13 protein-coding genes are annotated in these 22,591 nt (G+C 51.9%); 5 read left to right on the top strand and 8 right to left on the bottom strand.

Annotated elements, in window-relative coordinates:
• Positions 1–2 precede the first annotated feature (2 nt).
• Positions 3–2,120 (bottom strand): bifunctional 23S rRNA (guanine(2069)-N(7))-methyltransferase RlmK/23S rRNA (guanine(2445)-N(2))-methyltransferase RlmL, encoded by a 2,118-nt coding sequence (rlmKL, locus tag DMB82_RS09185; RefSeq protein ID WP_116163414.1) that lies wholly within the window; start codon positions 2,118–2,120, stop codon positions 3–5.
• A 245-nt stretch (positions 2,121–2,365) separates the two neighbouring features.
• Between rlmKL and DMB82_RS09180 the strand changes: the two genes are divergently transcribed.
• Positions 2,366–3,469, top strand: a complete 1,104-nt coding sequence (locus DMB82_RS09180; protein WP_116163416.1) for a YcbX family protein — start codon at positions 2,366–2,368, stop codon at positions 3,467–3,469.
• A gap of 72 nt (positions 3,470–3,541) precedes the next feature.
• Here DMB82_RS09180 and DMB82_RS09175 read toward each other — a convergent pair whose 3' ends face one another.
• The 3 genes from DMB82_RS09175 to pepN form a co-directional block, all read right to left on the bottom strand.
• Positions 3,542–4,129: a cell division protein ZapC gene (locus DMB82_RS09175; RefSeq protein WP_116155615.1), complete on the bottom strand. Its 588-nt coding sequence runs from the start codon at positions 4,127–4,129 to the stop codon at positions 3,542–3,544.
• Positions 4,130–4,330: 201 nt separating this feature from the next.
• Positions 4,331–5,341, bottom strand: coding sequence for a quinone-dependent dihydroorotate dehydrogenase (gene pyrD / locus DMB82_RS09170; RefSeq protein WP_116163418.1), 1,011 nt, complete (start codon positions 5,339–5,341; stop codon positions 4,331–4,333).
• Between the two features lie 444 nt (positions 5,342–5,785).
• Positions 5,786–8,401, bottom strand: a complete 2,616-nt coding sequence (gene pepN, locus DMB82_RS09165; protein ID WP_103970950.1) for an aminopeptidase N — start codon at positions 8,399–8,401, stop codon at positions 5,786–5,788.
• 223 nt (positions 8,402–8,624) lie between these two features.
• Here pepN and pncB point away from each other — a divergent pair, with 223 nt between their 5' ends.
• The 4 genes from pncB (at position 8,625) to DMB82_RS09145 (ending at position 14,353) form a co-directional block, all read left to right on the top strand.
• A complete protein-coding gene (gene pncB / locus DMB82_RS09160; protein ID WP_116163420.1) occupies positions 8,625–9,830 on the top strand; it encodes a nicotinate phosphoribosyltransferase in 1,206 nt (401 codons plus the stop codon).
• A gap of 192 nt (positions 9,831–10,022) precedes the next feature.
• Positions 10,023–11,423 carry an asparagine--tRNA ligase gene (asnS, locus tag DMB82_RS09155; RefSeq protein WP_010307810.1) on the top strand — a complete coding sequence of 467 codons (1,401 nt, stop codon included), beginning with the start codon at positions 10,023–10,025 and terminating at the stop codon, positions 11,421–11,423.
• Positions 11,424–11,718: 295 nt separating this feature from the next.
• Positions 11,719–12,834, top strand: a complete 1,116-nt coding sequence (locus tag DMB82_RS09150) for a porin (RefSeq protein WP_102116305.1) — start codon at positions 11,719–11,721, stop codon at positions 12,832–12,834.
• A 328-nt stretch (positions 12,835–13,162) separates the two neighbouring features.
• Positions 13,163–14,353 carry an amino acid aminotransferase gene (locus DMB82_RS09145; protein WP_116163422.1) on the top strand — a complete coding sequence of 397 codons (1,191 nt, stop codon included), beginning with the start codon at positions 13,163–13,165 and terminating at the stop codon, positions 14,351–14,353.
• Between the two features lie 98 nt (positions 14,354–14,451).
• Here the strand turns inward: DMB82_RS09145 and DMB82_RS09140 are convergent, their stop codons facing one another.
• The 4 genes from DMB82_RS09140 to mukB all read right to left on the bottom strand — a co-directional run bounded on the left by DMB82_RS09140 (position 14,452) and on the right by mukB (position 22,547).
• Positions 14,452–15,099, bottom strand: coding sequence for an MBL fold metallo-hydrolase (locus DMB82_RS09140; RefSeq protein WP_014915118.1), 648 nt, complete (start codon positions 15,097–15,099; stop codon positions 14,452–14,454).
• A 109-nt stretch (positions 15,100–15,208) separates the two neighbouring features.
• On the bottom strand, positions 15,209–15,757 hold the full coding sequence (gene mepK / locus DMB82_RS09135; protein WP_116163424.1) for a peptidoglycan L,D-endopeptidase MepK: 549 nt from the start codon (positions 15,755–15,757) through the stop codon (positions 15,209–15,211).
• Between the two features lie 179 nt (positions 15,758–15,936).
• Entirely contained in the window at positions 15,937–17,673 is a 1,737-nt protein-coding gene (gene ldtD, locus DMB82_RS09130) for a L,D-transpeptidase (RefSeq protein ID WP_116163426.1), read from the bottom strand.
• A gap of 434 nt (positions 17,674–18,107) precedes the next feature.
• The gene (gene mukB / locus DMB82_RS09125) at positions 18,108–22,547 is read right to left on the bottom strand and encodes a chromosome partition protein MukB (RefSeq protein WP_116155623.1); all 4,440 of its coding nucleotides are present in this window, start codon (positions 22,545–22,547) and stop codon (positions 18,108–18,110) included.
• Positions 22,548–22,591: the final 44 nt, after the last annotated feature.

Below are 22,591 nucleotides of genomic sequence, written 5' to 3'. Positions count from 1 at the left end.
GGTTACTTTTCCTCACCGGCATGCGTCAGCAGCCAGCAGTTATGAATTTGACGATTACGAGCAAAATCCTGCGATTGAGTCTGTGCGGTAATTTCTTTGGCGTTCAGCCCCAGCGCAGTCAGACCAACGGTATCCATCTGGAAGCCGCGTTTATTGTTCGAGAACATGATGGTGCCGCCACGGCGTAACAGGCGTTTGAGATCTTTCATCAGCGCCAGATGATCGCGCTGGACATCAAACGACTCTTCCATACGTTTTGAGTTAGAGAAGGTCGGCGGGTCAATGAAGATCACATCAAACTGCTCATGGCCGTTATGTAACCATGACAGGCAATCTGCCTGGATCAGACGATGCTGACGCCCAGTCAGGCCATTCACCCGCAGGTTTTTCTCGGCCCATTCCAGATAGGTACGTGACATATCGACGGTAGTCGTTGAACGCGCGCCGCCCAGTCCGGCATGCACACTCGCCGTGCCGGTGTAGGCAAACAGGTTAAGAAAATCTTTGCCACGGCTCATCTCACCCAGCATTTTGCGGGCGATACGGTGGTCGAGGAATAGGCCAGTATCGAGGTAGTCGGTCAGGTTGACCCACAGCTTGGCGCCAAACTCTTCCATCAACAGGAAGTCACCTTTCTGCGCCAGTTTCTCGTACTGGTTTTTACCTTTCTGACGTTCACGCGTTTTCAGCACCAAACGGTTCGACGGTAATTCCAGCACGCTCAGCGTCGCGTTGATCACATCAAACAGGCGCTGACGAGCCTTTTGCGCATCAATAGTTTTCGGCGGCGCATACTCTTGTACGACGACCCAACTGCCGTAGCGGTCAACCGCCACATTATATTCAGGCAGATCGGCATCGTAGAGGCGATAGCACTCAACCCCCTGCTGCTTCGCCCATTTTTCCAGCTTGCGCAGGTTCTTGCGTAGACGGTTGGCAAAGTCTTCTGCGATTTGCCCCGCAGATCCACTCGGTGTATCCGCCAGTTGATAATTTTTCTGTACGCAGTCCAGCGGGCCGTTTTTCGCCTTGAATTGGCGCTCAGCACGCAGTTGCAGACAGCTCAGCAGTTCTGGCGATGCGCTGAACAGCGAGAGTTGCCAGCCACCAAAGTCGCTTTTCATCTTACGGCCCAGCATATTATGCAGGGCGATCAACGCGGGCTCACTTTCCAGACGCTCACCGTAAGGCGGGTTGCTGACAACCGTACCTTTCGGGCCTTCCGGCAGTGGATTTTTTAGCTGTGCGGCATCCCTCACGTCGAAAGAAATCAGTTCGGCAACGCCTGCACGACGCGCATTAGCTTTGGCGATCTCAATAACTCGACGGTCGTTATCCGATCCGAAGAAGCGCGACGTTGTCGCCTGCAAACCCTGACGAGCACGCACCTGAGCTTCTGCGGTCACTTCGCGCCATAGTTCGGCATCGTGCTTTAACCAGGCGTTAAATCCCCAGTGCGTACGATGCAAGCCGGGCGCGCGATCGGACGCGATCATCGCCGCTTCGATCAGCAAGGTACCGGAACCACACATCGGATCGACCAGCGGCGTGCCGCTCTGCCAGCCGGAACGCAACACAATCGCCGCCGCCAGATTCTCTTTTAGCGGCGCCAGTCCGGCCAGATCGCGGTAGCCACGCTGATGTAAACCATCGCCGCTTAAATCCAGCGACACGCTGGCCATATCACGCTGTAAAAAGACGTTAACGCGAATATCCGGCTGCTGTTTCGCTACGTCTGGGCGCTGCCCGGTTTTGCGTGTGAAGCTATCCACAATCGCATCTTTGACTTTTAACGCACCGTACTGGCTGTTGCGGATATCTTCATTGGTACCGGTAAAATGCACGGCAAAGGTTTTATCGATGCTGAAGATCGTTGACCAGTCAATCGCCTGCACGCCCAGATACAAATCCAGATCGCTGTGCACCTTGAATTCATTCAGCGGCAGCAGAATGCGCGATGCCAGACGGCTCCACAGCAGGCTCTGGTACAGCAGGCGATTGTCACCCTCAAAATGGACACCGCCCTGCACAACCGCACAGGACTGCGCACCCAATGATTCGAGTTCGCTTTTTAATAACTCTTCCAATCCCCGCGCCGTACTGGCAAACAAAGCATTCATGTCGTCACTATCACCAAAAAATGTAAAAAAACGAACTATACCCTAAATAATTCACGTTGCGTGAAGGCGACAACCGCATGAATCCCCAGGAGCTTACATAAGTAAGTGACTGGGGTGAGTAAGGGCGGTCAACGCACAAGCAGCTTGAAGTATGACGGGTATAGAAAAAGAAATTGAGGCGCATTATAGCTAATCCCAGACGCTTGTCATAAAGTTGCCGTTTTACTTTGGCAAGGAACAGGTCAGTGATTGGCGTAACGCGGCTTTATATTCATCCGGTAAAATCGATGCGGGGGCTACAGCTGTCCCACGCAATGGCGTCTGTCAGCGGTTTGGCGAACGATCGTGCCTTCATGATTACCGAATCGGATGGCACTTTTATTACTGCCCGCCAGTATCCGCAAATGGTGTTATTTACCCCCGCCTTGTTACCCGATGGACTGTTTATTGCCGCGCCGGATGGTCAAACGGCCACGATACGTTTTGCCGACTTCACCGAAGCACCTCAGCCGACAGAAGTCTGGGGAACGCACTTTACGGCGCTCGTCGCCCCCGATGCTATCAATGTCTGGTTAAGCCACTATTTTCAGCGTACCGTCCAGCTTCGCTGGGCGGGCAATGCGCCATCGCGGCGAGTGAAGCATCATCCTGACGTTCCTCTGGCGTTTGCCGACGGATATCCGTTTCTGTTAATTAATGATGCCTCATTTCAGGCGCTACGCCAGCGCTGTTCCGCTGGCATTAAAATCGAACAGTTTCGCCCCAATTTGGTCGTGACGGGCGCGGAAGCCTTTGCCGAAGACAGTTGGAAGACCATTCGGATTGGCGAAGTTATTTTTGACGTCGTCAAACCCTGTAGCCGCTGCATTTTCACCACCGTTAGCATCGAACGTGGCCGTAAGCATCCGTCAGGAGAACCGCTGGCAACGCTGCAATCTTTCCGTACTGCCGAGAACGGCGACGTGGATTTCGGGCAAAACCTGATCGCCAGAAATACGGGCATCATTCGCGTGGGTGATACGCTAGAAGTCTTAGCGACCAAGCCGCCGCGACCTTATGGTTCTGGTCAGGCGGTCGAAAGCCTTGTCGTTCCCGAAAAAAGCGAACAGGCCGTCACCATCCACTATCAGGGACAATCATTACAAGGGAACAATCAGCAGATTTTACTGGAACAGTTGGAGCAACAGGGTATTCGAATCCCCTATTCTTGTCGGGCAGGATTGTGCGGGTGCTGTAAGTTGACGTTAGTCAGCGGAGAGGTTTCCGCACTGAAGCAAAGTGCCATTAGAGAAAACGGCGAGATTCTTACCTGTAGCTGCATCCCGCAGAGTGACGTTCATCTGCAATAAAAAAGCATCTGCAATAGTCGAAGAAAAGCCAGCGTACATGCAGTTTGAAGTCTTACGAGTATAGCCGAGGGTTTAGACCACCTTGGCATATTCAAATGCTGACGTGCCTTCGCCCAACGAGGTTTCCCACTCAGCCCTATTCTGCACGACGGCAGGCATGAGTCTGTCGTGCATGATTTTTATGGCATCGCCCAGCCCCATGTTTTTTCCATTTAATGACAGCTGTTCTTGCGCCAGCAAGCAAAGGCAGGCTTTATCCCCTGCTTCCGCCACCAGAAAACAGGCCGTTTCATGGGTTTCCGTGAGCTGTACCTGTACAACATCCCCCGCCTGCGGCGAATACGTTACGGCATCCGGCTGTTGGATGAAGTGCCAGCTTTTTGGCATAAGCGGTTTTAGGAACCGGCTTGCGACCAACGCATTCAAAACTAATTCGCCTTGGAGGTCTCGATGCAGTGCCGCTTTCTGACATTTATCGTTATAGGTAAAAAATAACGCGGCATCGTCAACACAGAATGCACATTCATTGAATGCATCCGAGGTTAGCATTTTAGACGGAAAACGAGAACGAAATAACATGCCGTTAGCCAAATCCAACATCAGGCGATCGTGTTCGGTATCAAAATACCAGCGCCAGTTATCGTCAGGTTTTAACTTCATATTATTTACCCTTCGCCTTCACAGTAGAAATATCAGAAATGGCTGATTGTGTTTTCTCACATTGCAATAATCGTTCATCGTCATAAACGTTGCGGTAAGACGATCAGACATCGGTTGATAGATTATTTACGCAAACGGATAAAATATAGACTAGCTGGGGGGATAAATAAACCCCCAGCTAAAAATGAAAGGCATTTCGGATTAAATATGTGTAACGATATCTTTAATCAAGCGAGGACCGTGGAAAATAAAGCCTGAATATATCTGTACCAGCGACGCACCAGCCGCCATTTTTTCGCGTGCGGCAACCAAAGAATCAATTCCGCCAACGCCAATAATTGGTAAACGCCCTGCTAATTCCTGTGACAAACGGCGGATAATTTCCGTGCTGCTTGTCTGCAAAGGACGCCCACTTAATCCTCCGGTTTGCCCGCAGTGGTTTAATCCCTGAATCAGTTTTCTGTCGAGCGTCGTATTGGTGGCAATCACCCCGTCGATGTTATGGCGAACCAAACTGTCGGCAATTTGGATCAATTCTTCTTCAGAAAGATCCGGCGCGATCTTCACCGCCACGGGAACATATTTCTGATGCTTATCTTTTAATTCCGTCTGCTTGTTCTTTATCGCCAGCAAAAGATCGTCCAGCGCTTCACCATATTGCAGGCTGCGTAATCCCGGCGTATTGGGTGACGAAATGTTGATAGCGATATAGCCTGCATGAGGATAAACCTTATCAATGCAGATCAAATAATCGTCTTTACCTTGCTCAACCGGCGTATCTTTATTCTTGCCGATGTTGATCCCTAATACGCCGCCAAAGCGTGTTTTCTTTACATTCTCGACCAGATAATCCACGCCTTTATTATTGAAACCCATCCGGTTGATCAATCCTTCCGCTTCCACTACACGGAATAATCTCGGTTTATCATTACCGGATTGTGGACGCGGCGTTACCGTCCCCACTTCAATAAAACCAAATCCCATTGCGCCTAACGCATCGATACATTCGCCGTCTTTATCTAATCCCGCCGCTAGACCAAGTGGGTTTTTAAAAGATAACCCCATGCAGGTAACCGGTTTAGTAGGAACAGATTGGCGGACGAGAAATTCAAAAGGCGTGTTGGTAATACGGCGTAATTGTTGGAAGGTCAGCTCATGTGCACGCTCTGGATCGAGCTGAAACAGGGCTTTTTTGATAACGGGATAGAACATATTGTCTCCTGAGATCCCTATCGCAAAGGTATCTTGCCTACGCTGGAAGTAAGCAATAGTGGATTAGCGCTTGATAATAACGTCAGTCACGCTGTGGTAAGGGATAGATCGTAAAGACGCTGCAAGTACATCCCTGTAAGCTCGAGCCGCGCAGATATGAATCTCATCCCTGAGATTCACCCTTTCAGGGCCGTCGCTAGCGACGTTCAAAAGCGTTCCTGACGCTTTTGTCCCTGGCGCGGACGCTTTACTCTTCTATCCCCTACCACCGTTATCATTCCGCAAAAAATAATCGTCACAATCTAAGATTATGAATTCACGGTCGGTGATGGTAGTGCCATCTCTGCGGAAAGTAAAACGTTTGCGGAAGTAAGAAATTAGCGCGAGGGAGAATGTCACACGCGGCAAGCTACCGCGTGTGACAGAAGAATCACTGTGGCAGGATTAGTCTTGCAGTGCCTTGCTGATCTTCTCGAACAGATCGCCAGACAGATTTTCCAACGTCTTCAACTGTTCCAGCGCCTGACGCATTTGCGACTGACGTTTAGCATCATAACGTTTCAGGCGGATCAACGGTTCGATCACCCGTGCCGCGACCTGAGGATTGCGGGTATTCAGATCGGTCAGAATCTCCGTCAGGAAACGATAGCCGCTCCCGTCTTCAGCATGGAAAGCCGACGGGTTTGACGCGGCAAATGCCCCCACCAGTGAACGCAGGCGATTAGGGTTGTTCAGGCTGAATGAACGGTGTTGCAGCAGCTCACGCACGCGTGTCAGCACATCGGCTGCCGGGCTGGTCGCTTGCAGCACAAACCATTTATCCATGACCAAGCCATCCTGATGCCAGCGGTTATCAAACTGCGTCAGCAGCTCATCACGAACGGGCAACTGAGCCTCGACCGCCGCCGACAGCGCCGCCAGAGAATCCGTCATGTTATCCGCTTGACGGAACTGCGCCTGCACCAATTTATCCGCCTGATCCGCATCGCTGAATGCCAGATAATGCAGGCAGACGTTGCGCAGCGCGCGTTTGCCCATATCCGCATGTTCGATACGATATTGCGGCGCGTGATTCGCGTGGTATACCGCCAGCCACTCATCCGCCATCTCTTTTGCCATCGTACGCGTCATGCTTTCACGTACGGCAGCGATAGCCGTAGGATCGATGATGTCAAACAACTCGGCAATCTCGTTTTCGCTCGGCAATGTCAGAATCTGAGAAGCCAGCATCGGATCCAGTTTCTCATCCAGCAACACGCCACGGAAAGCATCGACAACATGCATCGGTACAGAAAGCGGTTGTTTCTGCTGATAGCGAGAAACGTTCAGACGGATATAGTTAGCCAGCAGGCTCTGTGCCGCATCCCAACGCGAAAAAGCATTGCTCGCGTGGCGCATCAGGAACGTCAGCTGTTCATCGCTCCAGGCATAGTTCAGTTTTACCGGCGCGGAGAACTCACGTAATAAAGAAGGAATCGGACGGCAAGGCACCTGATCGAAAATGAACGTCTGTTCGGATTCGGTCACATTAAGCACCGACGCCAGCAGTTGACCGTCTTTCTGTAGCGGAATGACCTGCCCTTGTGGGTCGTACAGTTCGATATCCAACGGAATATGCAGCGGCAACTTAGGCTGCTTGTCGGCACCGATCGGCGTCTTTTGGCTCACGCTCAGCAGATATTGTTGCGTCTGTGGATCGTAATCATCACGTACGGTCAGCACTGGCGTGCCTGACTGGCTATACCAGCGGCGGAACTGTGTGAGATCGACACCGGAGGCATCTTCCATCGCCAGTACGAAATCATCACAGGTCGCTGCGCTGCCGTCGTGACGCTCAAAATACAAACGAATACCGGCTTGGAATTTTTCCTCACCTAATAAGGTGTGCATCATGCGGATCACTTCCGATCCCTTTTCATAGACCGTCAGCGTGTAGAAGTTATTCATCTCGATCACCTGATCGGGACGAATAGGATGCGACATCGGGCTGGCATCTTCGGCAAACTGGGCACCGCGCATCACACGCACGTTATCAATACGGTTCACCGGACGCGACCCCAGATCGGAGCTGAACTCCTGATCGCGAAACACCGTCAGCCCTTCTTTCAGGCTAAGCTGGAACCAGTCGCGACAGGTGACGCGGTTGCCCGTCCAGTTGTGGAAATATTCATGGCCGATCACCGCTTCAATATTCAGATAGTCTTTATCCGTCGCGGTTTCTGCCTTGGCCAGCACGTATTTAGAGTTGAATACGTTCAGCCCTTTGTTTTCCATCGCCCCCATGTTGAAGAAATCAACGGCGACGATCATATAGATGTCGAGATCGTATTCCAGACCGAAACGCTCTTCGTCCCACTTCATCGAATTCTTCAGCGAGGTCATCGCCCAGCCAGCACGATCGAGGTTGCCACGGTCAACGTACAACTCCAACGCAACATCGCGGCCAGAACGTGTCGTAAAGCGATCCTGAAGCACATCAAAATCGCCGGCAACCAGCGCGAACAGATAAGCCGGTTTAGGGAACGGATCCTGCCATTCAATCCAGTGGCGACCGCCCTCCAGCTCTCCTTGTGCGATACGATTACCGTTCGAGAGTAAATAAGGATAGCGAGCTTTATCGGCTGTGATGCGCGTCGTGAATTTCGCCAGCACATCTGGTCGGTCGAGATAATAGGTAATGTGGCGGAATCCTTCGGCCTCACACTGTGTACAGAGCGCATCGCCAGAGAGGTATAGCCCTTCCAGCGCGCTATTGGCGGCAGGATTGATTTCCGTTTCGATGCTGAGCGTGAAACGCGCGGGTAATTGCGTCAGAATCAGGCCATCGTCCTGCTGCTGGTAATGTGTCCACGGCTGGCCATCAACACTCAGGCTAATCAGTTTCAGCCCTTCTCCATTCAGCTTCAACGGCGCGCCAGCGTCCCCCTGCAACACCACCTGACTAACGGCTTTTACGTGAGTTTTTTCAGCATGGAGATCGAAATCCAGTGCAATGTCGGTAATGGTGTAATCCGGTGCACGGTAGTCATGGCGATATTTTATTTGCGGCTGTTGATTCATATAAATTTTCCACCTCGTCATAAGCATCAAAGATCAAGTCTAAGCCTGTTATCTTAATGTTACCACGACAAAATAATGAGGATAATCATCGTACCGCGGTTCATTCCCGCACGTCTCGCTATGTTGTCGTAATGTAATAAACGGATAATCAAGGTATACTGACCGAACATTGCTAATTGTCCCGATGGTGGATAGGCATCTTACAAGGATGCTGTAACGCATTATGACTTTGCACACTTCCCCGATTCTGCACTCATTGCTGGATACCGATGCCTACAAGCTGCACATGCAACAGGCGGTGTATCATCACTATTATGATGTCGACGTTGCGGCTGAATTTCGCTGTCGCGGTGATGAGTTATTAGGCGTTTACGCCGACGAAATAGCCCATCAGGTCGATCTGATGCGTTTCTTGTCATTGAGTGACGATGAGTTCACCTATCTTTCTTCTCTGCCGTTCTTTAAGCAGGATTATCTCCACTGGCTGCGAGATTTCCGTTTTAATCCGCAGCAGGTGTCGATCAAGAATCATGCTGGCAAGCTGGATATCCGCATCACCGGGCCATGGCGTGAAGTGATTTTGTGGGAAGTTCCCTTGCTGGCCGTGATCAGTGAAGTCGTGCATCGCGATCGTTCACCTCACATCACGACGGAGCAGGCGCTCGTCCAACTGTCGGCCTCACTGGAGAGCTTCCGCCAGAACAGCGCGGATGTGGATCTCAGTCGGTTCAAGTTAATGGATTTCGGCACGCGTCGGCGTTTCTCTCGTGATGTCCAGCAGACTATTGTGACGACGCTGCGAGCCGATTTCCCTTACCTCATCGGCACCAGCAATTACGATCTGGCGCGCCGTTTGGCTATCACGCCTGTCGGTACGCAGGCGCACGAGTGGTTTCAGGCCCATCAGCAAATTAGTCCGACGCTGGCAAACAGCCAGCGCGCCGCGCTACAAATGTGGTTGTGTGAATATCCCACACATTTGGGCATTGCGTTGACCGATTGCATCACTATGGATGCCTTCCTGCGCGATTTCGATTTGCCGTTTGCCGAAGCCTATCAGGGGCTGCGTCACGACTCTGGCGATCCGGTCGATTGGGGAGAGAAAGCCATTGCACATTATCAGCGCCTGAACATCGACCCAATGAGCAAAACGCTGGTCTTCTCCGACAATCTGAATCTGGATAAAGCGCTGACGCTGTATCGTCACTTCTGGCAACGCGTGAATCTGGTATTTGGTATCGGCACGCGCCTGACGTGTGATATCCCCGGCGTGAAACCGCTGAATATCGTCATCAAGCTGGTGGAATGCAACGGCAAGCCGGTGGCAAAGCTCTCCGATAGTCCAGGTAAAACCATCTGTCAGGATCAGAACTTCGTGTGTGAGTTGCGCAAAGCGTTTGACTTACCCCGCGTGAAAAAGGCCAGTTGAGGCTTTCCCCTATAGATGTTGACCAACTTTGCAGCAGATTCACCAGAATGAGCGAAAACTTCGCGCCATTCCGGTGATTTCTGCTTGTGTCCTGTTGCATCGCAAGTAACATAGCAAATGGCTCGGATTGGGCCATTTGACGTTTTAACCACGATATATTTCTTAAACACGATTAATTAAAGAGAGAATTTTATGAGCGTAGTGCCTGTAGTCGATGTACTGCAAGGCCGTGTCGCCGTTGACAGCGAAGTCACCGTGCGCGGCTGGGTACGTACCCGGAGAGATTCTAAAGCCGGTATCTCCTTTATCGCCGTTTATGACGGCTCCTGCTTTAATCCATTACAGGCTGTCGTTAATAATAATCTCTCCAATTATCAGGATGACGTGCTGCGCCTGACTACCGGCTGTTCCGTAGAAATCACCGGTAATGTCGTCGCTTCTCCGGGTGAAGGCCAGAGCTTCGAGTTGCAAGCCACCAACGTCAATGTTGTCGGCTGGGTTGACGATCCCGATACCTACCCGATGGCGGCAAAGCGCCACAGCATCGAATACCTGCGTGAAGTGGCGCATTTGCGTCCGCGTACCAATCTGATCGGTGCCGTGGCGCGTGTTCGCCATACGCTGGCACAGGCCATTCACCGTTTCTTCCATGAGAACGGCTACTTCTGGGTATCTACCCCGCTGATTACCGCATCCGATACCGAAGGCGCGGGTGAAATGTTCCGCGTTTCTACTCTCGATCTGGAAAACCTGCCGCGTACCGAACAAGGTAAAGTGGATTTCAGTGAAGATTTCTTCGGTAAAGAAGCGTTCCTGACCGTATCTGGTCAGTTGAATGGCGAAACTTACGCCTGTGCACTGTCCAACGTCTATACCTTTGGCCCAACCTTCCGCGCGGAAAACTCCAACACCAGCCGCCATCTGGCCGAGTTTTGGATGATCGAACCGGAAGTCGCTTTCGCCACGTTGGATGACGTAGCCGGTCTGGCTGAAAACCTGCTGAAATATGTTTTCCAGGCCGTACTGAACGAACGTGCCGATGATATGGCGTTCTTCGCTGAACGTGTAGATAAAGAAGCCATCACTCGACTGGAAAAATTCGTCAGCTCTGATTTTGCACAGGTAGATTACACCGATGCCGTCGAGATCCTGCTGAACTGCGGGAAGCAGTTCGAGAACCCGGTTTACTGGGGCGTTGACCTCTCCTCCGAGCACGAGCGTTATCTGGCGGAGCAGCACTTCAAAGCACCGGTTGTCGTTAAAAACTACCCGAAAGACATCAAAGCCTTCTACATGCGTATGAATGAAGACGGTAAAACCGTTGCCGCGATGGATGTTCTGGCACCAGGAATCGGTGAAATCATCGGTGGTTCTCAGCGTGAAGAGCGTCTGGCTCAACTGGATAGCCGTCTGGAAGAGATGGGACTGAATAAAGAAGACTACTGGTGGTATCGTGATTTGCGTCGCTACGGCACCATTCCCCATTCCGGTTTTGGTTTAGGTTTTGAACGATTGATTGCTTATGTGACCGGTGTACAAAATGTGCGCGATGTTATTCCTTTCCCACGCACACCACGGAACGCCAGTTTCTAAATAAAAATTTAATATAAGTAAAACAAATAGGTAGAAAAGAAGAGTCGGGTTTTCCGGCTCTTTTTTTTTATTTTTTATTCTGTCTCATAAAGTTCCCTGAATTTTACATTTAGACATACATAATTTCCATTTGTTACCCGATTGCGAACTTTGTAGCATCTTTAGGGTGGATTAACTGGCGAGTGAATGGAAAACTGCGTTCAGACACAGGAAGACACCAAACTTTCAGGAATAGTTCCGTAAAGAATTATTTATGGCAGTGGCAGGTGTCCAAATAACACCAATGAGGGTAATAATGATGAAACGCAACATTCTTGCAGTAGTAATCCCAGCTCTGTTAGTCGCAGGCGCAGCCAACGCAGCAGAAATCTATAATAAAGATGCGAACAAGCTGGATCTGACTGGTCGTGTACACGCAGGCTATGCATTCCAAAACCAAAGCGCCGAAAATGAAGACAACACTAATGCACGTCTGGGCTTTAAAGGCCAGACGCAGATCACTAGCGATCTGACTGGATACGGCACATTTGAATACCAGTTTGATGCTAATAAAGCCGAAGACAACAACGCAACTGCTGGGAAAACCCGTAAAGCGTTTGCGGGTCTGAAATTTGCTGACTTCGGTTCTTTTGACTACGGTCGTAACGTAGGTGTAGCTTACAACGGTATGGCTTATACCGACGTTCTGCCAGAAAACGGCGGTGACAGCAGCGTCACTGATACCCTGACTGGTCGTATCGGCAACGCCGCAACCTTTAACACCACCAATTTCTTCGGTCTGGTTGATAATTTAGGCTTCGGTCTGCAATACGTTGCTAAAGATGATAAATCATCCAATGAACCTACCAGCGGCACACCAGCAGTACTGACTGGCAAGAATGTCGAACGTAACCACGGTGATGCATGGGCGACCTCACTGTCTTATGACACTGATTTCGGCGTAGGTGTGGTAGCGTCTTACGGTGCTTACGAGCGTACTGCGAACCAACGTGCTTCAAGCGCTCAAGGTGCAAGAGCTGACGTATGGGCAACCGGTCTGAAATATGACGCGAACAACATCTATGTTGCAGCTACCTACGGTGAAGCACGCAATTTCTACAACACGGGTTCCACAGCAGCTTCTGCGATTGCAGATGAAAGCAAAATCTTTGAAGTAGTTGCACAATACAACTTCGATTTTGGCCTGACTCCGACTCTGGCTTACGTTTCTCGTAAAGACAAAATTGATACCACTGCAGCAACTGCTAAAAATGATTACGCAGTTAAATACGCCAGCATCGGTGCAAATTACGCATTCAACAAAAACTTCTCTACCTATGTTGAGTACGACATCAGTCTGCTGAACAAAGACAACGCTTATAGTCTCGAAAACAGCGACCGTGTAGACGTCGGTGTAATCTACCAGTTCTAAGTTGGCATCGCATAACGTAACGAGTTAATCGTTCGTATTGCACAAAAAGACAGAGCCTCAGCTCTGTCTTTTTTATTGCGTGCTGGGTAGCGATAGCTCCCCACTTTTACGAGCCGTCGCCAGCCACGTTGAAAAATGCTCCCCGTATTTTTTTGTTTCTGTTTTACGCCACGCTGCGCCAATTATTCTCGTCTAACCAGTCTTTTATTTCGTCTCTCTCCTTCTCCCTGTTATTTCCCTTTCTTTTTGACATCAACGGTTGGCAAAGCCTTTTACTGACGGTACTCTGAGAATTCTTATTTCATCTCAGTTATGGAACATTCTGGCAATGTTTGAAAATATCTCTGCCGCACCGGCCGATCCTATTCTCGGGCTGACCGATCTTTTCCGCGCCGATGACCGCGCGAATAAAATCAATCTGGGTATTGGTGTCTATAAAGATGAAACCGGTAAAACCCCGGTTCTGACCAGCGTAAAAAAAGCAGAACACTATCTGCTGGAAAATGAAACCACCAAAAACTATCTGGGCATTGACGGTCTGCCAGCATTCGGTCAGTGCACGCAGGAGCTGTTGTTTGGCAAGCAGAATGCCATCATTGCCGGCAAACGTGCCCGTACGGCGCAAACGCCAGGCGGAACCGGTGCGTTGCGTGTAGCCGCTGATTTCATTGCCAATCAAACGTCTGCGAAACGCATTTGGATCAGCAACCCAACCTGGCCAAATCACAATAACGTCTTCTCTGCTGTCGGTTTGGAAGTGTGCCAGTACGACTACTACGATGCTGCAAACCACGCGCTGGATTTTGATGGCCTGCTGAACAGCCTGAATGCCGCACAAGCGGGTGACGTGGTGCTGTTCCACGGCTGTTGCCACAACCCAACCGGTATCGATCCTACCGCCGAGCAGTGGGCTACGTTGGCCGAGCTGTCAGTAGCAAAAGGCTGGCTGCCACTGTTTGACTTCGCCTATCAGGGCTTTGCTCGTGGGCTCGAAGAAGATGCGGAAGGCCTGCGACTCTTCGCCGCGAAGCATGATGAACTGATCGTATGCAGCTCGTACTCTAAAAACTTCGGTTTGTACAATGAGCGCGTCGGTGCCTGTACGCTGGTTGCCGCCGATGCCGCCACGGCAGACACCGCATTCAGCCAGGTGAAAGCCGCTATTCGCGCAAACTACTCTAACCCACCGTCACACGGCGCGACCGTTGTTGCGACCATTCTAGGCAACGATGCGCTGAAGGCCATTTGGGAGCAGGAATTGACGGCGATGCGTGAGCGCATTCAACGTATGCGTCAGTTGTTCGTGAATACCTTGCAGGAAAAAGGCGCGCAGCAGGATTTCTCCTTCATCATCGACCAGAATGGGATGTTCTCATTCAGCGGCTTGACCAAAGAGCAGGTTCTGCGTCTGCGTGACGAATTCGGCGTTTACGCGGTGAATTCCGGCCGTATCAACGTTGCAGGAATGACGCCAGAAAATATGGCACCGCTCTGCGAAGCGATTGTTGCCGTACTCTGATCGTTCTGCAATTAAAAAAGCCGACACCCTGTGTCGGCTTTTTCATTTCTGTCTTTTATTGATAAATGTCTGCCCTTTACTGATAAAAAGAACAGAAACTACCAAATCGCGGCATCTTCACGCAGGAAAGGGTTGGTCTTGCGTTCATGCCCTAAGGTCGACATCGGGCCGTGTCCCGGAATAAACGTCACATCGTCACCCAGCGGCAGCAGCTTGTTTTTGATGGACGCGATCAACGCCTGATGATCGCCCTGTGGGAAATCGGTACGCCCTACGCCACCGTTGAAAATCACATCGCCTACCTGTGCCAGCCGCGATTCCGCATCAAAAAAAACAATGTGGCCCGGAGTATGGCCTGGGCAGTGGAAAACCGCCAGCGTCGTCTCACCCACACTAACCTCATCACCTTCCTGTAACCAACGTGATGGCGTCAGCGGCGCGCATTCTTCCAGACCAAACATCCGGCTCTGTGCTGGCAGCCCTTCCAGCCAGAAGGCATCTTCAATCTGCGGGCCAATAATTGCGACCTGATAGTGCTCGGCCAACTCGGCAGCCGCCCCCACATGATCAAGATGACCGTGCGTTAACAGAATCTGTTTAACCGAAATCCCTGCATCCGCAACGGCGCGTTTGATTTTTTCTGCATCACCACCGGGGTCGACAATCGCCGCTTCATTGGTTTTTTCGCACCATAACAACGTGCAGTTCTGGCTAAATGCCGTCACCGGGACAATTTGATATTTCATATCACTCCATGTTGAATAAACTGAGCGGTTCGTTCCGCATTCGCGAACCGTATCAGAAAATATATACCGTCATACTTCAAGTTGCATGTGCGTTGGCTGCGGTAGCGAATTACCAAGTGCGAACGGGGCCGGTATCGATGTGAACAAAATCGCTGCGTGGGTAGTAGCCAACGCCGCCGGCTCGCATTTTCATCGCGGCTTTGCGAATGTTAGCCAGTTGAACGCCTTCAATATGGAAATCCATCGCCTGCCCTTTCGTGTGGTAGCTCTGCTTTGCTACACCTCGGCTATGCGCACGTAATTCGTTATTCGTATCTATCGCGCGATAACCAGAAATCAGCTGTATGGGCTTGTTGGTGCCCAACATCACCTGTAAGCGATAGAGCTGATCGAAAAGTTGAGGATCAATCGTTTTGACTTTATTGGCGCGATAGTCGCGGAAAAAGTGATTCAGGCGGGAAAGTTCTGACTTGTTATACCGTTTGCCATCAAAGAATTCCGTTTTCAGCAGCTCTCCGGTATTCAGATTGTTCAGCGTCAAAATTCGTGGTCGGGGTGTCGATAACGTTGCAAATGCCTGACCGGGAAGCAGTGCGATACCCAACGCGGCACCACCCAGTGCAAGCCACTTACGGCGATGATTGTCAATGTGATCCATAGAACAAGTACCCTGGCTAAAGAACGGTATAAAAGGAGGCACAAAACGTGCCGCCTTGAACCTTAACTGCCAGAGAAAAGTGAGTCAACCCGCTTTGCTTACGGGTTTGCGGGAGATCGCATCGATCCCCCGCAAAAACGATAAAATATCCATGCCGCTAATGCCCGTAATTTCAATACTTACTGAAGCAACAGTCCTGCTCTTGGCAGTACTTTCGCCCCAGCGCGAGCGGTGTCATCATAATTGTAAATATCTGTTCGGAACTGCGGTCTACCATCTTCAGCCACCCATGCGGTCAGATAATAAAGGTTGACCGGAATCCGATGTTTCATTGACACAAAGGTGGTATTGCCCTGATCCAGCGTGGAAGAAATACGACTATTATTCCAGCCCGCATCCTGCAATAACATGCTAGCCAGTTCCGATGCCTTATTAACCCGCACGCAGCCGGAGCTCAGCGCTCGAATATCGCGCTGGAACAGGTTGTGATTAGGCGTGTCGTGCAGATAAATCGCTTCTGAATTCGGCATATTAAATTTATAGCGTCCTAGCGAGTTATTCGCACCTGGGGCCTGACGCAGGCGATAGGGGAAGCGTTCTGCTGAAACCATCGGCCAATCGATCACAGAAGGATCGATCGCTTCAGCATCCTGACTCCAACCGGACAACACCGTGTAGCCATGACGCTCTAGATAACCGGGGTCACGCACGACTTTAGGAATGATATCCTGTCGAATAAGGGTCGTCGGAACATTCCACGGCGGATTAACCACGACGTTATACAGTGAACTGCTCATCAATGGCGTTTTGCGTTTAGGCTGCCCCACAATGACGCGCGATGATAAGCGTTCAGCGCCATCCTGATAATAGATCAATGAATAATTGGGGATGTTCACCATGATACCAGTGTGAACATTGTCTGGTAACAGGCGCAGACGCTGGATATTCAGCGCCAGCAGCGTCGCGCGCATTTGCGGGGACACATTGAGCCAGTCGCGGGTACGTTTACCAATAACGCCGTCATCCTCCAGCCCTTGCCAATGTTGGAAACGTTTAACCGCGTCAACCAGTTCGCCCGTATAACGATCGTCAATAGCACCGCCCTCGACCAGCGGAGCCTGCCCTGTCGACACTGTCGTCGCGGCGGTATTTTCGTTAAATAGCGTAATGCTCTCCGTTGAAGACAGCATGCCAGTACGTTGCAGAATTTCACGCAGTACCGCCAGTTCCCGACTCTGCTGTTCCGGGCGCAGAGACTCCGCCAGATTCAGGTTCGGCCACGGGCGATTGTCCGTCAGCATCGTCTTCAGCGCTGCATGCATTTTGGCGTATTGCGAATGCTGGGGTGCCAGCGAAACGACATAAGCCGCGCTAGTGCCGGATTTCACGGCCTGTTGCCATTGCACAACGATATTGAGCGCCGGCGATTGCAGACGGTAAGGCACGCTGCTGTACAACCAGTCATTACCGCTGCGTTCTACACCCGAGACGAACTGCAAATAGCCCAGCATCGCATCCGAGAGCACGGCATCGCGCGCAAATCCAGTCAATTGCGGATCGGTCAGCCAGGTTACCCACGTGGTGAACTGCGGCTGTACGCCCGCTATCGCCAATTCGGCCAACTGTTGTTGAAACTGTTGAACCGCACGGTTATCTGCCCACATGGGTTGCATCTGATGTTGAGCATAAAGCGATGATAAATCAGAGAGATAATGTAACGTCATACCGTGCGGCAGCGCGGCTAGAAGCCCTGCACGACCCTTTTCTACAGACACCACGCCCGCGCGTTGCGATAAGCCGGATACCACCGTCGGAGATGCTGCCAGCACCGAAAACGAAGGAGACAGGCTTCCGACCCAAATACAACCCACGCGTAACAGCAGCCTGACCATTTTTCGTTTATGTAACAACAACATCCATTTATCCCCTGTACTCATTAATCACTATGCTTTCACGACAATCCACGTTGGATATGGAAATAACAAACCGAATTCGCTCGTATACGGTCATACTGGCTTAAGCACATTCTTTAGTTTTTTTGTGTAGAAAACGAGAAAGAATGAAATAGGATCATTTTTATATCGCGCCCGTTATTACGGTACGCCACCTTGCAACATAAAACCGCAAATCCTTCTACGGTCTGCATCGTTTTATCGTCAGTATATAAAGAGAAAAATATTTTTGCTTCTTCTTCTGGTTATTATCTTACGCGTTTGATGAAGCTATTCGCATTCAACATTCCCTTTACGCAACACTTTACGAAAAAAATAAAGCCGCTTAAAAAGCGGCTTTATCATTATAGAAGAACATAGCGGCAAGGTTTACAACGATCACCTTTACCGCTTCCCCACTATGAGGCTTGCTCTTGCGTCTCTGGCGCTTCCGTTCCGAAACCGCGCAGCCCGACCACATGGACGTGCTCGTTGTTCTGGTAGACTTTACGCACCAGCTTATAGGTGGTTCCCTTCTCGGGGCTGATGTTTTCCGGTGCCGCGATGACCAACTGCATTTCCAGCCGATCGCAGAGCTCGAACAGCGTCGCGATCGATTTGGCATCCAGACGCGCCGCCTCATCGAGGAAGAGCAGACGACATGGAATAATATCTTTACCGCGTAAACGCTTAGACTCTTCCTCCCAGCTCTGTACCACCATAACCAGAATCGACATCCCAGTACCGATGGCTTCCCCAGTCGACAGCGCCCCACTTTCCGCCCTTAGCCAACCATCCGCGCCACGGTTAACTTCAACTTCCATTTCAAGGTAGTTTCGGTAATCCAGCAGCTCTTCACCGATGGTTTGCGGCGTGCGCTGCCCCATGTCAATTTCAGGATTCAGGCGCTGATACAGTTTTGCCAACGCTTCCGAGAAGGTCAGACGGTTGCTGTTAAACAGATCCTGATGCATTTCCTGCTGTTCGGACAACACGTTGAGCAGCGTGGTATGCGCTTCGCGCACGTTGACGTTGAGGCGAACGCTCTTCACCTGACCAAATGCGACCGCTTGCAGCCCCTGGTTCAGCATCCGAATGCGGTTCTGCTCGCGCTGGATCGTTTTACGAATGATGTTTGCCACGCTGCGAGAACTGATGGCCAGCATCTGCTCACGCGCCGTCAGCTCTTCCGTCAGACGGTTAAGCTCGATCTCCATCTGCTCAATGGCTTCAACTGGATCATCGGTGCGGATAATATCCTGACGGATACGTTCACGCAGATGCTGGTAAACGGCGATATAGAACTGGATTTTTCGCTCGGGCCGCTTCGGATCTTCGGAAAGCCGCAGCACATCGCGCAGGTGTTCGTTATCCGCAACCGCCAGACGCAGCGCACCCAACGCCTTATCCGACATGGAACGCAGTTCATCGCCTTCCATATACGCCAGTTCACGGCGGTGCAGACGGCGCTCGACGCCGTTGTCTTTCACCAAACGCATGACTGCACACCAGCCCGCTTTCGCCGTCACAACCTGCTCACGCATCTGATGGTAATCACGCTCCAGTTTACGCAGCTTCTTCTGCAAACTGTCCATTTCTGCTTCACAGAACGTAATCTGTTTTTCCAACTGATTACGCCGCGAGCGGTTGGTGCTTAATGCGGCATGCAGCTCATCACGACGCTGACGAGCGCGCGCTTCGGCATCCGCATCCGCACGTACGCCGATATCCTGAAGTTCTTGCGTCAGTTCCTTCAGCATGTCCTGTTTGGCATCGTAAGAACTTTTCAGCGAGGCTTGAACCTGACTGTACTGCGTCAGCTGTGCCTGATGCTGGCGTAGCTGCTCACGCGCTTTTGTCCGTTCTGCTTCAGCCTGTTCTAAACGATGGCGCAGTTTGTCATTCAAGCCAGCATTCTCACCCAGCATTCCAGCTGAATCGGCATAGCTGAAGTGCGCGCGACGCTGCACAACTTCGGTCAACGCAAACGCCTGCTGTTTTGCCTGCCGCTGGGCGTTCTGCGCCTGCGCATAATCTTCCTGCAACTGCTCATGCTGCTGCGGGTCGCTTTGCAGGACAGAAACCAACGGTTCCAGCTTAGCCAGCGTTGCACCGTGCTGCTGAATGAAACGGGCAGACTCTTCCGTTTCATCCAGTTCCGCACGAATCTCTTCCACACGATCCTGCAATGTCTCATCGCAAAGCAGGCTAATGCGCGGAATCAGTTTATTCAGCTGTGCGCTGGCTTCTTTCGCCTGATCGTACTGCTGACGCTGCTGCTGGTTTTCGCCATCAAAGCTCGCCATCGCCCGATCCAGCTCGCCGCGACGGGCACTGAGCGTACGGATTTCCACTTCGGGATCGTCATCAAAAACAACGGCCAGATGGGTACCGATAAAGCGACCAAAAGACTGGTGCAAGCGCTGCGTTTTCTGCACGTCAAACGACAGCGTGGCATACTGTTCCGCCAGCGCTTCGCGCTCATCACGCAGGCTTTCCAGGCGCATTTCCCGCGCGGCGCGGCCAAACAGCGGCACTTCTGGGAAACGCGAATAACGCCACTGGCGCTCCGCGACTTTCACCACGACGGCACGTTCCAGCTCGTCAACGGCAAATACGCTGTCATCAAACGACTGCGGGTCCCCCTCGATCAGGTACAGATCTTCTGGACAGTCTTCCAGACCGGCAAGCTGATCGCGAACCAGCGAGAGATCGGATACCACAATGGCATGGCGGGAGGGGCCATACAGCGCCGAGAAGTACGGCGCATCATCCAACGTCACGTCATCATAAATCTCAGACAGCAGCACGCCGCCAAAGCGTTCCGCCAGCGCGTTCAGGCGCGGGTCTTCCGAACCACCGGGTTGACTCAGGCGCTCAATCTGCGCTTCGATCTGCCGTTTACGCGCAGCGATGTCATCACGTTCAACCGTGGTTTCACGCTCGCGCTCCAGCAACTGCTGCATGAACTCCGTTACCTGACGGCTATCTTCAAACGTTTCGCCGCTCTGCTCGCTCAACTGCGTCAGCATTTCCTGCGCAGCCAGCCAGACTGGCGCACGCGACGTCAGCTTCTGAATTCGCTGTTGGGTTTGCTCCAACTCCTGACGCAGCGCCATGCGACGCTCACCCGCTTCCGCCACCAGCGATGACAGCGTTTCTATGCGGGCATCAAGTTCTTGCTGGAGGGATTCCAGCTCTTCCGGTTGATAATCCTGACCGTTGCGTTTGCTGAAATCCTGCAATAACCGCTCGGCATCTTGCTGTTCACGCAGTCGCTGTTCCAGCTCAGACAACCGCATCCGCAGCGGCTGTACCCGCTCCGCCTGATAGCGTTGTGAAGCGCTGTCACGCAGCAAATCGCGCGCAACCTGCCAGGCTTCGTTGCGATTCACCGCACCAGCAATCTTAGTCACCAGCTGATAGGCTTGTTCAAACTGGCCGTGCGCCGCATCGGCCACGCTCAGTTTTTGCTCCAGCAGCATCAAAATTTCTGTCGCTTCCTGCTCTTTGGCCTGATAGCTGTCCAGCCACTCATCCGCATTCTCAGCCGTTAAATCCGGCAACTGACATAGCGTGCGGGCACGTTCTAGCGCCTGCTGAGCTTGCTGGTACTGAATAGCACGCGTCTGCTGCACGTCCAACGCCTGCTGATAATCGGCAAGCTGGCTTTTCAGCTCATCCACTTCCAGCTCGGCAGCATCGGCACGTTCTTCATTTTCCGCCTGCTGCTCCCGTGCCTCTTCCACCACCTCGTTCTGTTCTTCGAGGCGATAGCTCAATTCTTCCAGATCGGCGTTATAGCGCTCGATTTTTTCCTGCTGGCGCATCGCTGTCTGCACCAGGTTCAGGTGGTCGCTGGCGGCCTGATAATCTGTTTCCAGATCGCCTTCGGCCCCGCTCTGCTCCGCCAGCTCCCGCGCCATTTCTACATGACGATATTGCTCGCTGGACAGTTGCTTACGGCTGGAGAACAGGTCACGACGCAGTTCCAACGCCCCATCCAGATGAATACGGCGCTCATTGGCGTGCCGCATGTAGTCGGCGGCAACATAGGAGGTCGCTTCAGAGATCAGATGTTTAAACAGATCGCGATCGGACTGGGTGACGCGAATCGCCTCCAGCGTCATGCGGTTTTCACGCAGCGCGGCTTCCATATCCTGAAACGCTTTCCGTACGCCGCTGTTTTCTGGCAGCAGGTAGTCACGCAGCGAGCGAGTAATCGCGCTGGAAATACCGCCGTACAGCGACGCTTCGATCAGACGATAGAACTTACTGCGATCGGAAGCAGAACGCAGACGACGCGGCACCACGCCTAAATCAAACATCAGCGAGTGATAGTCGGTGATGGAGTTAAACTGCTTGAATTGAACGCCTTCCATCTCCTCGACGCGATCTTTCAGCTCCTGTAATGAGAGCACACGCGCCTGACGATCGCCGACCATCTGCGTCAGAATTTGCGTCGGCTGTATCGCCGTCGGTAATCCCTGAATGGTGAAGGGTTTGATATCGACTTTACGGTCGCGCCCTGCCACCTGCTGGAGACGGACCCCAACCAGCACGCGCTGATGACGTGAGTTAACGACATCCAGCGTGGAGTAGCAGACGCCGGCGCGCAATTTACCGTGCAGACCTTTATCGCGTGAGCCGCTGGTGGCACCGGCTTCGGTGGTGTTCCTGAAGTGCAACAGCGTCAGGTCAGGGATCAGCGCCGTAATAAAGGCGGCCATCGTGGTGGATTTCCCGGCACCGTTACCGCCGGATAGCGTGGTAACCAGTTCGTCCAGATCGAAGGTGCGGGCAAAAAAGCCGTTCCAGTTGACCAGCGTTAGTGAGCGAAACTTACCGCGTTCAATCATTCCTGTTCATCCTCAACACTTAAAGCCTGCCCCAGTAGGAATGG

Source organism: Pectobacterium aquaticum (assembly GCF_003382565.3).
GTDB classification, from domain to species: domain Bacteria; phylum Pseudomonadota; class Gammaproteobacteria; order Enterobacterales; family Enterobacteriaceae; genus Pectobacterium; species Pectobacterium aquaticum.
Note: the sequence above shows the minus strand (reverse complement) of the source record. Positions and strands in the feature narration are given on the sequence as shown.